The organism is Azospirillum sp. UENF 111221 (genome assembly GCF_058780625.1).
Genome location: NZ_JBSNCH010000001.1, coordinates 177,455 through 191,245, shown reverse-complemented (window position 1 = coordinate 191,245; position 13,791 = coordinate 177,455). Strand labels below are relative to the sequence as shown.

9 protein-coding genes are annotated in these 13,791 nt (G+C 63.4%); 6 read left to right on the top strand and 3 right to left on the bottom strand.

What is annotated here, in order from left to right; translation table 11 throughout:
- Positions 1–22: 22 nt before the first annotated feature.
- On the bottom strand, positions 23–1,348 hold the full coding sequence (locus ACWPN3_RS00835) for an HlyD family type I secretion periplasmic adaptor subunit (RefSeq protein WP_109450289.1): 1,326 nt from the start codon (positions 1,346–1,348) through the stop codon (positions 23–25).
- Positions 1,341–3,602 carry a peptidase domain-containing ABC transporter gene (locus ACWPN3_RS00830; RefSeq protein ID WP_247873201.1) on the bottom strand — a complete coding sequence of 754 codons (2,262 nt, stop codon included), beginning with the start codon at positions 3,600–3,602 and terminating at the stop codon, positions 1,341–1,343. The genes ACWPN3_RS00835 and ACWPN3_RS00830 overlap by 8 nt, the downstream gene beginning before the upstream one ends.
- A 498-nt stretch (positions 3,603–4,100) precedes the next feature.
- Between ACWPN3_RS00830 and ACWPN3_RS00825 the strand changes: the two genes are divergently transcribed.
- The 6 genes from ACWPN3_RS00825 to ACWPN3_RS00800 all read left to right on the top strand — a co-directional run bounded on the left by ACWPN3_RS00825 (position 4,101) and on the right by ACWPN3_RS00800 (position 11,556).
- Positions 4,101–4,523: a hypothetical protein gene (locus ACWPN3_RS00825; protein ID WP_109450287.1), complete on the top strand. Its 423-nt coding sequence runs from the start codon at positions 4,101–4,103 to the stop codon at positions 4,521–4,523.
- A 1-nt stretch (position 4,524) separates the two neighbouring features.
- Positions 4,525–5,820, top strand: a complete 1,296-nt coding sequence (locus ACWPN3_RS00820; protein ID WP_492242297.1) for a glycosyltransferase — start codon at positions 4,525–4,527, stop codon at positions 5,818–5,820.
- Positions 5,817–7,532 (top strand): hypothetical protein, encoded by a 1,716-nt coding sequence (locus ACWPN3_RS00815; RefSeq protein ID WP_492260992.1) that lies wholly within the window; start codon positions 5,817–5,819, stop codon positions 7,530–7,532. The genes ACWPN3_RS00820 and ACWPN3_RS00815 overlap by 4 nt, the downstream gene beginning before the upstream one ends.
- On the top strand, positions 7,462–8,379 hold the full coding sequence (locus tag ACWPN3_RS00810) for a hypothetical protein (RefSeq protein ID WP_492260991.1): 918 nt from the start codon (positions 7,462–7,464) through the stop codon (positions 8,377–8,379). Before ACWPN3_RS00815 ends, ACWPN3_RS00810 begins: the two co-directional genes overlap by 71 nt.
- Positions 8,380–8,410: 31 nt before the next feature.
- Complete coding sequence (locus ACWPN3_RS00805) at positions 8,411–10,759, top strand: glycosyltransferase family 2 protein (protein WP_492260990.1); 2,349 nt, start codon at positions 8,411–8,413, stop codon at positions 10,757–10,759.
- Between the two features lie 83 nt (positions 10,760–10,842).
- Positions 10,843–11,556 (top strand): IS6 family transposase, encoded by a 714-nt coding sequence (locus ACWPN3_RS00800; protein WP_492242301.1) that lies wholly within the window; start codon positions 10,843–10,845, stop codon positions 11,554–11,556.
- Positions 11,557–11,910: 354 nt separating this feature from the next.
- On the opposite strand, the gene ACWPN3_RS00795 is transcribed toward ACWPN3_RS00800, so the two are convergent.
- Complete coding sequence (locus ACWPN3_RS00795; protein ID WP_492242302.1) at positions 11,911–13,791, bottom strand: TRAP transporter large permease; 1,881 nt, start codon at positions 13,789–13,791, stop codon at positions 11,911–11,913.

Here is a 13,791-nt window from a genome sequence, read left to right as displayed (position 1 = left end):
TCGCTCCATGATCCCTTCCCGGTCACGGCTCACGCATTCCTTCGGAGATGCTGACGATGGCCTTTTCGACGAGGTAGGACAGGATGGTGCGCGAGCCGACCACGATGTCGGTGGTAAGGGGCATACCAGGGACAAGGCGGAAATCGGACGGCACATTGTGCAGTTTGATGTCCGTCAATTCGATGCGGGCCCGGTAGAACGGCTTGCCCGATCCCACCCCGTCGCGCCGGGTAAAGGAATCCTCGCTGATGGTGCGGACGATCCCCCGGCCCATGCCATGTTCGACGTATTTGTAGGCGTCGAACTTGAGCTGCACGATGTCGCCCGCCTTGACGAAGCCCTGGTCGGCGGCATCGATCTCCGCCTCGACCTCCAAGGCGGTGTTCAGCGGGACGAGCGTCATGATCTTTTCGGCCGTCTGAATGACCGAGCCGACGGAAAGCGGCGCAACATCCAGCACGACGGCATCCTCGACGGCCCGCATCTCCACCAGATCGTGACGCTTGACCGCCTTGGCGTACTCCTCGCTAACGCGGTCGTGCTCGACACGCTTCGCGACAAGCTCCTGCATGATGCGCGAGCGCCACTGCTGGACATATACCTCCTGCTCCGACTGCAGCGCCTCCAGTTCGTGCCTGGCGGACTGGATGGCGCTCTCGCTGGCTGCCATGTTGCGGGAGGCCTCGACCCGAGCGTCACTGGCGAGGAGCGAGTTCAGGCGGCTGCCGGTCTTATTCTCCTCCAGGGTGCGCCGCATGCTTTCGATGTCGCTGATAAGGCGCAGGCGCGTTTTGTAATGGTCGGCGTCATCGCGGCTGCGGGCGAGGGTCGCACGCGCGGCATCCTGTTTCTGGCTGAAATTCACCATGCTGGACGCGTATTCGGTCTTTCGAGCCTTCCAGATCGCGGCCTGGAGCATGCTGTCCGCGTCGCCCGGTCGCTCCACGTAGGTCTTGCCGTCCAGTTCCATCTGGAGCCGCTCGATCTCCGCAGCAAGACTGTCGCGCTGGCGTTCGAAGCGCGCCACATCGGCGGCGGAGAAGGTTGGATCGAGCGACGCCAGCATGTCCCCCTTCCTCACGATCTGCCCTTCGCGCACCAGCGTGCTGCGAACGATGGAGGTTTCCAGTGGCTGGATGACAATCGTCGGGCTTTGCGAGACGACTTGGCCACGCGCGCTGACCACCCGTTCCAGTCGGGCAACGCTGGCAAGTCCCACGGCGACGATGACGAGGGTGGCCAGCAGCCACACGGTCAGACGGGCGGCCAGCGGATCGGCGGCACCGGTCAGCTCCGCGGTTTCCGACTGAAAGTCGTTGATCGTCTGTTCGGAATGGGACTTAGCCATTGATCGCCGTCACGGAATGATTTGCCACATGCATCGAGGGATCGGCGGCCAGATGCCGGTTCTGCTGGAACCAGAGATGGCGGTAGATGTCGCAACGGCCCATCAGTTCCTGGTGCGCGCCGCTGTCGTAGAGGCGACCACGTTCGAGAACGACGATCTTGTCGCAGTCGACCAGCGACGCGAGACGATGCGAAATGACGATGACCGTACGTCCGCGTGCGATCCGCTTGAGGTTGTTGTTGATGATCGCTTCGCTGTCGGGGTCGAGCGCGCTGGTTGCCTCGTCGAAGATCAGGACCGACGGCTTGCCGAGCAGAGCCCGCGCGATGGCGATGCGCTGGCGCTGACCGCCGGACAGGTTCGTCCCGCCTTCCTCGATGGGCGTCTCGTAGCCTTGGGGAAGACGGTCGATGAACTCCTCCGCCCCGCTCAGTCTGGCGGCTTCCGTGACCTCCTCGAAGGAAGCGTTCGGCCGGGTCACCAGAATGTTCTCCCTGATCGTCCCGCGGAACAGGAAATTGTCCTGAAGCACGACGCCGAGGTTCGAGCGGAGATGATGCAGGTCGAACTGGCGCAGATCGATACCGTTGATCTTGATCAGCCCTTCGTAGGACTGATGTAGACCCTGGAGAAGGCGGGTGACGGTGGTCTTGCCCGAGCCGCTCCGCCCCATGATGCCAACCAGCGTGCCAGCTTCGATGTCCAGCGAAATGCCGTCGAGCGCGAAGGTCACCGCTCCCGGATAGCGGAAGCGGACGTCGGACAGGCTGAGCGTCCCGTTGATGACCGGGCGCACCCCGTTCTTCACGGACTGCTCCGGCGGAATGTTGACGACCGATGCCACCTGGGCGATCGCCGAACGGATTTCCTCGGTGTGCTGGATCATGGCGGAAATCTGGACGAGGGGCGCGGTGGCGCGGCCCGACAGCATGGTAAAGGCGATCAGCGTGCCGGCGAACATCTCCACCTGCTGGGTAATCGCCATATAGGAACCCGTCATCAGAACGCCGGCATAGATCAGCTTCTCCAGCGGCTGGAGAATGGTCTGCGGCTGGTTGCCGAAAAGCATGAAAGCCGTCTTTGCACGCACGGCCTCGGCGACGCGGACATCCCATCCCATCTGCTTGCGGTTTTCCAGCGCCAGCGACTTCACGGTCCGCATTCCGTGAAGCACCTCGATCATGAAACTGCCCTTCTCCACCTCGGCCGCGATCACGCGCTGCTGGAGGCGCCCGAGCGGGCGCATGTAGGCGAGCACGATCACACACATCACAAGCCCGATACCAAGCACCATGAAAGTCAGGGTGCTGTTCAGCAGGAACATTGCCGGTATGATCGCCAGCAGAGTTAGCATGTCCAGCATCATCCCGAACATCTGTTCGGTGAGGAACTGGCGCACCCGCCAGATCTCGTTCAGCTTGTAGCTGATCGTTCCGGCAGGCGTCTGCTCGAAGAAGTCCAGCGGCAGCCGGACCATGCGGTTGAATATGTAGGTGTTGATCCGCGCATCCACCCGTGCCGTGCCCGTCACCACCAGATAGCGGCGCAGATAGCCGAAGACCGTGTCGAACAGGATGACGAAGAGAACCCCGACGACCAGCACATAGAGGGTCGAGAGCCGCTGGTAAACCAAGACCCGGTCAACGATGATCAGGTAGGTGAAGGGCGGAACGATCGCGAACAGGCTCATGATGAGGGCGGCGATGCCGACATCGCGGAAGATCCGCCGTTCGCGGGCGACCTGCTGGAGAAGCCAGGGGAAGCCGAACGGCTTTTCGTCGATGCTCGGCTTATGGCGGCGCTTGATGAAGATGGCCTGCCCGTCCCAGGCGGCGGCCAACCGGATCTCGTCGATGGCCAGACAGGATTCGTCGGACTGGTTGGCAGGACGCAGCAGGGCGACGTCGGCTTGGCCCTTTTCTCCCGGCCGATAGCCGACCAGCACCATGGCCGCGCCGTTGCGCAATTGCAGGATGATCGGGAGCGATTGGCCAAGTTGCGAAAGTTGCCGCCAGGACAATCGCGTGGAACGCGCCACCAAGCCGTTCTCATCCGCAATCTTCATGAGTGTGCGTATCGGAGTTTCCCGGCCATCGAGCCCATAGTCTCGGATGATCTGATCGACTGCAATATGCACGCCGTGTGACTGCGCAACCTTTTGCAATGCAGACAACGTCGAACACTGTCCGTCGCTTTCTGCTTTTCCGGACAATGTCTCATTTGATGTTTGGTCAAGCATCAGGTACGCCATCATGAAACGTGTTCGGCGGCGATCCTACCGGAGACCCATGAGAGGTGGCAAGCTGGTCGCGTCCCAACGGATGTACGGTCCGGCAGAAGTCACCTTTTGGTGATTTTTGTTTCATCCCGTTTCTGCAACATAAAAGCCCTATGGTTGATACTGGTGACGCGCTGGGAGCTGACGTTTCATTGCAGAGAATCTACTTGACCGTGACTATGGGATTTGGCCGAAATTTCTTCATGATGCGACTCGCTGGGAATTGTATCGAGACGCCTGCGGACGCTGCCAGCGGCTTTCGACATCGACGAAACTCTGCCTTTCGATTTCGACCGTTGCCGAGACGCAACTTGACGATGATTTTCTTCAGGAGGCGCGCTCGAAAATTGGCTGGTCTGGCTTTCACCGGTACGCTATCCAATCGGCCCAAGCTGCCAAAAGGCTTCAGCCGCGGCTTTTCGCGATTTCGCATCCTGCCGATCCACCCCGCCGCCCCCTGCCACCGGACTGGTCATGACGAAAATTCTGGCACTCGACGGTTCGGAATCCATCCATGGGCGCGGTTTCCTCGTCGTTTCCAGTCTTTACTGGTGTGTCGAGGCCCTTGAGGGCATTGATGTCCGCATTCTGGACGTCACCAGTCGTGACGTGCAGTTGGCTTTGGACGTGTTCCAATGGGATACGGGCGTCAGGTTGACTGTGCGGCCCGATGCCGAAGGACTGGAGGACGCCGCGCTCTATGGCGGAATAGCTTTCCGGTCGGCGGCGCATCTCCGGCTGTCAGAAGCGGCAAGGCACGATGTGCCGACGCTGGTCGCCATCCAGTTCCCGGCTCCGGAATGGATGAGCGCGCCGATTCTTGCTTTGGGCAACGCCGCCTTCGATCCGAAGCTTTTCGGTGAACGGCTCCGCGATGCCGTCCGCTCCTGGGGATAGAATGCCTGCCAATCCGACAAATCGCGCAAAGACGGCGCAGCCGGTGGTCCTGGTCGTGGGCATGATCAACAGCGTCCACACGGCGCGCTGGCTCGACATGGTCCGTGGACGTGGCATGAGGTTCGTCCTGCTCCCCGTCATCGACGCCGCACCCTGCCGCGAGCTTGTCGGCCTGCCCGAGGTGCGGAGCCGGAGCGAACTGGACGCGCTGCCGGAGAATCAGGTCGCTGTGTTCCCGCTCGCGGCTGTAGAGCCGGCCAGGGTGGCCGGTCTGGACGCCTATCTGGGCTATTCGCCCTGGCTGCCGAGTTTCCTGGACAGCGGCGAGTTGCTCGCTAGGCCGGCCCATGTGGCTCAGGCCATCGCCTCCCTGCGGCCCAGCATCGTCCACGCGCTGGAAACTCAATTCGCCGGCTATCTCTGCATGGAGGTCAAGCGCTTCCTGGGTGCTGCCATGCCAACCTGGATGCTCTCCAGTTGGGGAAGCGATTTCTACCTCTATCGCAAGGTACCCGACCAGATCGACCGGCTTCGCGAAATTGCCGGATCGGTGGATGCATACATGGCGGACGGCGAGCGCGATGTGACCCTGTTCCGGGAGTTCGGATTCAAGGGCATGACATTTCCGGCGATGCCGGCGTCGGGCGGGGTGAACATTGACGCACTGCCCAGGCTTGAAAACCTGGCCCCCCCGTCTCAGCGTCGGGAAATCATGGTCAAGGGCCTGCATGGCTGGTCCGGTCGCGCGCTGAACATCCTCAATGCGATTCACCTTGCGGCGCCGGAATTGCGGGGATTTTCAATCAGCCTGTTGAATGCGCCTGCGGTGGTGGCCGAGACCGCGCGGACGCTCGGCGAATGGGACGATCTCCGGATCGCGTGTCTTCCCTCGCTCCCGACCTACCGCGACGTGATAATGCGGATGGGCCGTGCACGCACGATCATCGGGTTGGGAATTTCCGACGGCACCCCCACCGTCATGCTGGAGGCAATGAGTGTCGGGGCCTTTCCCATTCAGAGCGACACGTCGGCGGCGACGGAGTGGCTTGTCTCCGGGGAAACCGGCTTCATCGTCTCGCCCCATGACATCGCCGGGCTGGCGGAACGCATCGTCCGTGCCGCGACCGACGACGCCCTGGTGGACGGCTGCGTCGAACGGAACCGCCGGCTCGTCGAGGAGCGTTGGAACCAGGAGACGAATGCGGTCCTCGCCGCGAATGCCTACCGTGCGGTGTTGGTCGCCTTCTGCGATCGGACCGTGACCGGCTCGCATGACGACATGGGAGGCTTTCCATGAAACGGCACGGCATCGCAATGATGGTGTTGGGCAACGGCGATGCAGCCGCCGCGGCATCAACCATCCAGAGCCTGTTGTTGCAGCGGAGGGTGGACATCGAGTCCGTTCTGCTGCTGGCCATGGCGGGCGAGAAGGCGAGACCGGCCAGCCTGCCGGACGGCTTCGGCGACAGCGTCCACTGGGTCGCGGCGGAGGATCGCGAGCCGGCGGGCCGGACCATGGCGCGGGCGTTGGCGCTGACGGACTGCCGCTGGGTCGGCTGGCTGCAGGCGGGCGACAGTCTCGACCCGCTGGCGCTGTTTTACCTTCTCGAGGCGCAGGCCCAGCAGGCTTCCCCGGCGCTGAGCCTATGCGCCCAGGTGCCGGATGATGGCGATGCGGCCGACAGCGGCGGTTCCGATGCCGACGTGCAGTCACTCCTTGGACGCATTCTGGGAGGCCGGGCGCAGTCGGGAGGTCTCTTGGTTCCACACGCAGAAATCCAGTTGGCCGGTGGATTCCGGTCCGATTGCCTTCTGCCGGAGGTTGACATGCTGGCGCGGCTGTCGCGGCGGCTGACGGTCCGCCATGTGCCCGCAGCCGGATACCGCCCCGTCCCTCCCTCCGTCCCCCCCGCGGCGGAGCCGCGTTTGTGGCGGGAGGACCGCGAAAGGATTGCCGCCGCATGGCTCGCACAATCCGATGACAAGGCCCCGCGCTCTGAGCGCGCAGCGCTGATCGAGCTTCAGCGCAGCTTCCAGCCGTCGCCGTCGCCGGATCTGTCGGCGCTGCTCGCATGGCGGATGAGCCGTCTGATCGAACCGGGGGAACTGACCGTCGCCATCCTCGGGCCGTCTGACATTGCTGCGTCGGAACTTGGGGTGCCGGGCGCGCGGATGATCCGCGGAGTGGCATCGACGGTCGATCTGATGGCCGGCTTGGCCTCCTGCGACTCTCCATATGTCGTTGCGGTCGAATCGGGCGCCCCCCCGGCGGTTCCCACCCTTGCCGGCCAACTGCTCCAGCAAATGGCGCTGCGCAGCGTCGCCTGCTTCCCGCCTGCGTCACTGAACCATCTGACTGCCTCGACCTCCCTCGTCGTTGGCACACTGTTCCGCCGCGACGCCCTCACCCGTGACGTTCTCGGGCATTTGCAGCGGGGCGAAGGTGCCTTCTGGTATGCGTTGCAGCGCAGAGGCGTTCTGACTGTCGGTCCATGTCAGTCCGCGGCCGAGCGGGCAGGAGATGGCTTGACACCGAGAGGCCTGCTGCGGGAGGCCAAGACACTCGTCGATGAGGATTGGTACGCGCAGGAGTATCCCGACCGATTGCGCTCCGATATCGATCCGGCAGCACATTATCTCAGCTTCGGATGGAAGGAGGGGCTTAACCCTAACCCATGGTTCCTGACAGCCTGGTACTCTGCGGCCAACCAATTGGAAGGTGGGGACCGCTGCCCGCTTCTGCATTTCATCGAGAACGGAGCCGGAGAGGGGCGACAGCCTCACCCTCACTTCGATCTGGTCTGGTACGCAAGCCGGTATCTGGCTTCGAAGCCAGACCATCGAGCCCTGCGGCATTTCCTGGACATCGGCCGTTACAGTGGCGCTGCTCCGGAGCCGTTGATGAACGACCCATGGGTACGGCGTACGATTTCAGCGCTTGCCGAACCTCCGCCGCAGCGCGGAGGAATTTGGCCGCCTGCGCGAAGCGCGAATCAGACAGGTTGCTGAAACTGCCAAGATGCTGGTGGATCGGGATTGGTACCTTGCCCAGTATCCGGATGTGGTCCAGGCGGGAGTGGATCCCTTCTGGCACTACTTGTCCCATGGCTGGAAGGAGAACCGCTCGCCTGGTCCCTGGTTCTCTGCTCACTGGTATCGCGACACCGCCATGGGTGGTCAGCTTCGGGACGTTTCGCCGTTAGAGCATTTCATCGTCGACGGAGCCACTGCCGGACTTCGCCCGACGCCCGAATTCGATACCGTTTGGTATTCGCAACGGTATCTCGGTCTGCGCCACCCCAGCGCCGAGGCCTTACGCCATTTCGTGACATCCGGTCTGGCCGAAGGGCTGGTCCCCGACCCGGCTCTCGACGGGGCGGGGTTGCGCTCGGTGCTTCGGGAAACACCGGCAAGCGAGCGCGCGGCGCTGATCCGGCGGCTGTGGGCGTTGCATAACTCCGGCAGGAGCCATGCACCCGTTACTGGTATCGATATGGTCGAGGACTGGGCGTTGCTTCTGCTGCGCCGCAAGCCGCCTGCCACCCAAGCTGTGCTGCTGCTTGCTCCGGACGCCAGTGATGCGGTGGCGCGTGCACGCGATGCGGCGCGGGCGCTCCCGTTGCATGAGACGGCACTGTTCATGGTGATGCGTGCCGCCGACCGGATCGAGTTTCGCGACCGGATGGAGGAAAATGCCGTTTCAGTGACGATGACACTGGACGACGCATTCCACCTCGTGCGCGCCATGAATTGTACGCGCGTCGCCGCCATCGATCCCGGCCTGCTCGCGGGTCCAGCCGGTGCCGCTCTCGTCTCCGCCCGCCTGACGCCCGTCATCAACGAAAACGGCGCCTGATGGCCCGTCCCTGCTCCCGGACCCTGCCACGATGAACGCCGAACCTCTCGTCTCGATCATCATTCCCGTCTACAACGGCGCCCGCTTCCTGGGCGAAGCGATCGACAGTGCGTTGGCGCAGACCTACGGCAACATCGAGATCATCGTTGTTGACGATGGGTCTGACGATAAGGGGGCGACGCGCGCCGTCGCTATGGGGTATGGGACGCGGATACGCTACGTCCAGAAACCCAACGGGGGCGTGTCGACCGCGCTGAACCTCGGCATCGCATTGATGCGGGGGTCTTTTTTCAGCTGGCTCAGCCATGACGACATCTATCTGCCGGACCGGATCGCATCGCAGATCGCCGTCTGGCGCCGCTTCGGCCGGCCCTGCGTGGTGGTAAGCGACTGGACCCTTATGGAGGAGAACGGCACGCCCCGTCCCGATGTTCTGCCCGACCTCTCGCATCTCGACATGACGGCGCGCCCCTTCGAGGCCTTCTTCCACGGCGCCTTCAACGGCTGCGCCATGCTGATCCCCCGTTCGGTGCTGTCGGATAACAGTTTCGATCCCGGCTTGCCGCGGACCCAGGATAATTTCCTGTGGTTCAAGTTGCTCGGTGTCATTCCATTTGTCCGTTGCAAGGGAATCGGCGTCAGCAACCGGATGCATCCGGGGCAGGGGTCGCGGGACGATGTGATGCTGGACGAGGCGGGGATGTGCTTCGTCCACGCGCTGGACAGGCTGACTCAGGAGACAGTGTTCGCCTATGGCGGTTCTGAGCCTGCCTATTTCTGGAAGTCGATGGAAACGTTGCCCGATTATCCCGGCATCTTTCCCTATGTTCGGCACCGGGTCGACGGGGCGCTGCAACGGCACCCCTTCACTCTCGCATTGATCTGTGCCGCTCCGGCCTCGGACCTTGCCCGGCAATTGGCTCGGTTGGATGCCCGACGGATCCGGCCGCAGCAGGTTCTGGTTATCGACCTTGGCATCACAGGTGAGCGCGGGCTGGTCGAACGGATGCTCGCGCCGTGGTCCGACTCCACCGTCGCGGCACCGGTCTCTCCGACACTCTCCGGATTTCTGGAAACCATCGCGTCCTTAGCCTGCAACGGGATCGTCATAACCGCCACAGCCGTTCCTGAAGAGGATCAGATCGCCGAGGCTCTGAAGGCCCTTCTGTGCACCGACGCCAGGGTGGCTCGTCCTCGGGAGCGGAAGCTTGCGGCTTTGTCCATCGACCGCCACGCATTCCGGCGCGATGCCGACGGATCGCTGGCCGGACTTGTCGAGATGGTCGGTTCCGTCCCCGTGAAAACCGGATTGGTTGAGTACCCGTTACAGGAACCGGAAAGAAGCCCGCCTCCCCGTCGCGCACTTCTGCCTCCGCATGGCTGGGATTTTACGTGGGAAGGCGACCAACTCTCCTTGCTCGACAAATGGCGGGACCGGATGGCTGCGGACCGACCCGCCATCCTGCTGATCACACGCATGGACAGCACCGTCGCCCTCTCGTACCTGATGCGGTGGATCGAGTCGGCCGGACGTGACCCGAACAAGCTGGTGGCCGTGATCGAAAGCGGGGATGCGCCAGCGCTATCGCTGTTCCCGGCGGCTGACAAAGGGGTTTTGCGCCTGCGTTTTCCGCTTCCGGACTCATTCGCCGGCTTGCAGCAGGCCCTGCTTCGCGTCGGCGTGTCCGTCATCCAGGCTCATGACGTGCGGGGCGTTGAAGCCCTTGTGCCCATCCTCGCAGGGCAATTACGCGTTTCTTTCGACATGGTGGTGGCCGACCATTCGATGGTTCCGGTCGACGAAGCAATCCATCGATCACGGCGTATCTTGACCCCCTCGCCGGCTCTGGCCACCCTGCTGCGCGGCCGCTTCCCAGGAACCCCGGTCCAGTGCGAGCCGCTTACCCAGCGCTATCCCCTGGAACACAGGAGCGTACAGCCTTTCGTTCATAGAGCCGGGGACCCCCTGCGAGTGCTCCTGATCGGCGATGCGGGCCAAGCGGAATGGAGCGGGGTGATTGCCGAGGTGGTGGACATCGTCAACCGGCGCAGCCTGCCTATCGAGTTTCATGCGCTGGGCGATATCGCCGGCTTATCTGGCAGCGGTCCGCTTCATTGCCATCCAGCCGTGGATGGCGGCGGGGCCTGGAGCGCGATTGGAGGCATCGCACCCCATCTGGCATGGCTCCCCTACCGAGAACAGAGGGATTGGCTGTGGGAGTTGGACATTGCCATGTGGTGCATGCTGCCGGTCTGTGGGTCGGCCATCGACGCCATGGTGGAGCGCTGTACGGGGCGACGGGACACGTGGCTTTATGCGCCCGATGCATCCGCAGAATTCTGGGTCACTGTTCTGCTGCGCCGGCACGCGGAACGGTGATATGAGGCGCTCCGTTGCAAAGTTTGCCAGGCACCGTCAAGTTCGAGTTGGCAAGGTGGCCGGGGTGACGGTACAGGGCGGGGATGACGACGCGCCCCGATCCGATGTACGCCGGCTACCGCTTCCCTGCCGAGGTAATCAGCTTTGCGGTGTACCTGTACTTCCGCTTTCCGCTGAGTCTGCGCATGGTGGAGGAGTTGCTGGCCTTGCGCGGGATCACGGTCAGCCATGAATCCGTGCGCCAGTGGGGCCTGAAAATCGGCCGAACGATTGCCAGCCGCATCCGGCAACGGCGCCTCGCCCGCGGTGACAAGTGGCATTTGGATGAGGTCGTCATCAGCATCGCCGGCAAGAAGCATTACCTGTGGCGGGCCGTCGACCAGGACGGCTTCGTGCTCGACGCGCTCGTCCAGAGCCGGCGCGACACCAAGGCGGCCAAGCGTCTGCTGCGCAAGCTGCTCAAGAAGCAGGGCCGCGCTCCCCGTGTCATAGTGACCGACAAGCTGAAGTCCTACGCCGCCGCCAAGAGGGACCTGAAGCTGCGCTGCGAGCACCGCCAGCACAAGGGCCTTAACAATCGTGCCGAGAACAGTCATCAGCCGACCCGACGACGCGAGCGGCAGATGAAGCGCTTCAAATCACCATGGCAGGTGCAGCGCTTTCTGTCCATCCACGACCCGATCAACAACCTCGTCCATCTCCGCCGCGATCATCGCTCAGCCTCCGAGTACCGCGCCGCCCGAATTTACGCGTTCGCCGCCTGGGCTGAGGTGTCCGGCGCGCCGCTGGCCGCGTAATCGTCCCGCCCAACGCACATTCCTGGTCAAACCGCGCCCCGCCCTCATCACCAGCGCCAACAACTTGACGGTGCCGCCCCGTCATCCACCCGGTCTCGGCAATCAACTGGATGTGGCAGTCGCGTTGGGTGGGCGCGGTTTCAGCCATGTTGCTGAGCACGGCATCGCGGTGCGGCGGCGCCACCACCGCGGCCTCAAGATGGCGTTCGTGGACCGCCGCATAGACCCCGCTTCGGTCATAGCCGCCGTTGTCGGTTACCGAGGCCATGGGCTCGGCGACGTGATCGAGCAAGTGGGGGCGCCGCTGCCTGCTCCCGGGCTGCCGTTATGAGGCTTGATGCAATCGGCATAGCTTCAGCCGAAAAGGTCCCAGATCCCCACCGTCAGGAACGGGAAGGCGCACACTGCCGCCAGGACCACCAGCACGGCCGCGACGAACACGCCGACCTCGCGGAACACGGCATAGGGCTGGACCTTGGCGATCTGCGCCGAGATGAAGACCAGGATACCGACCGGCGGGGTCACGCCGCCGAGCTGGAGGTTGATGATCATGATGAGGCCGAGCTGGATCGGATCGATGCCCGCCTGGGTCATCAGCGGCAGGAACAGCGGTGCCGCGATCAGCATGGCCGGCGTCAGGTCCAGGAACATGCCCGCCACGAACAGCGTGATGTTCATGATCAGCAGCAGGCCGAACTGCCCTTGCGCGGTCTCCCGCGCCCAGCCGATCAACTCCTGCGGCACACCCTCGGCGATCAGGATCCAGGCGAAGGGAACCGATGTCGCGATCAGGAAGCCGATCAGTGCGGAGTCCGTCGCGCAGTCGATGATGGCCCGGTAGAAGCTGCGCCAACCATAGGCACGATAGACGAATTTTCCCAGGATGAAGGCCCAGACCAGAGCCATGACGCCGGCTTCGGTCGCGGTGGTGATGCCCAGGCGGATGCAGCCCAGGATCAGCACGGCAATGGCCAGGGTCGGGGCTGCCTGCAGGAAGCTGCTCCAGACCACGCTGGCGGGCGCCCGTTTCTTGCCTCCCTCATAGCCGCGGCGGACGGCAAGGATGTAGACGACCACCATCAGGGCAATGGCAACCAGCAGGCCGGGAACGATGCCGGCGGCGAACAGGCGGGAAATCGACACATTGGAGACAGAGGCATACACCAGCATGGCGATGGCCGGCGGAATGATGTTCGGCAGGATCGACGAGACAGCCGTGATCGCGCAGGAGAAGGCCGGCGAATAGCCGCGCTTGATCATCTCCGGCACCGCGACCTTGGTGGTGCTGGCCGCGTCGGCTCCGGAAGACCCGGAAATGCCGCCGATCAGCACGCTGTTGACCACCACGACCTGGGCCAGACCGCCCCGGAAATGGCCGAACAGCGATTCGGCGAAATCGATCAGCCGCTCCGACAGGCGTCCGAGATTCAGAAGATAGCCGGAGGTCAGGAAGAACGGGATCGCCAGCAGGATGAACTTGGTCGACCCGGCGATCATGTTCTGCAGGATCGCCGGAGCCGGCAGCAGATCGGCGCTCCAGGTCGTGATGAACACGCCCAGCATCATGCAGAAGGCGATTGGCACACCGATCAGCATGGTGAGGAAGAACACCAGCGTCATCAGCAGGCTGGGCGACACATCCTGGAACGGCGACAGCGCCGTATCCTGCACGACCAGATACATGGCGCCGGCCAGCAGGACCGACCCGGCCCGCCGCAGCAGCCCGGCCATCGTCGTCTCGCCCAGCAGGAGGAACAGCAGCCCGATGCCGCCGGCCGCCGGCACGACACCATAGCGCAGGGCATTCGGCCATTGCAGCGTGGTGCTGACGCCGCCGATCCGGTCGGCCAGCTCGTAACCGCTGAAGGTGAACAAGAGGAGCGTCAGCGCCACCAGACTGTCGCGCAGGAAATCCACCGCCGGCCGCGCCGATGCCGGCAGATGGTCGACCAGCAGATCGACATGCACATGCCGTTTTTGCCGAATCCCGGTCGCGGCACCCAGGAAGATCAGCCAGGTGAAGGCCCAGATCGAGAACTCCTCGGTCCAGGTGAAGCCGCTGTTGAAGATGTAGCGTGCGATCACGCCGGTGAAGACGACGAGCGTCAGCGCGATCAGAACCACAAAGTTGACGGCTCCGACGGCGTTTTCGATCAGGCGGCAGACCGTTTCTCCCCAGGCCGGAGACGACCGGCCGGGCATTGTTTCAGAACTGGTGGCTTGGACTTCCGACAT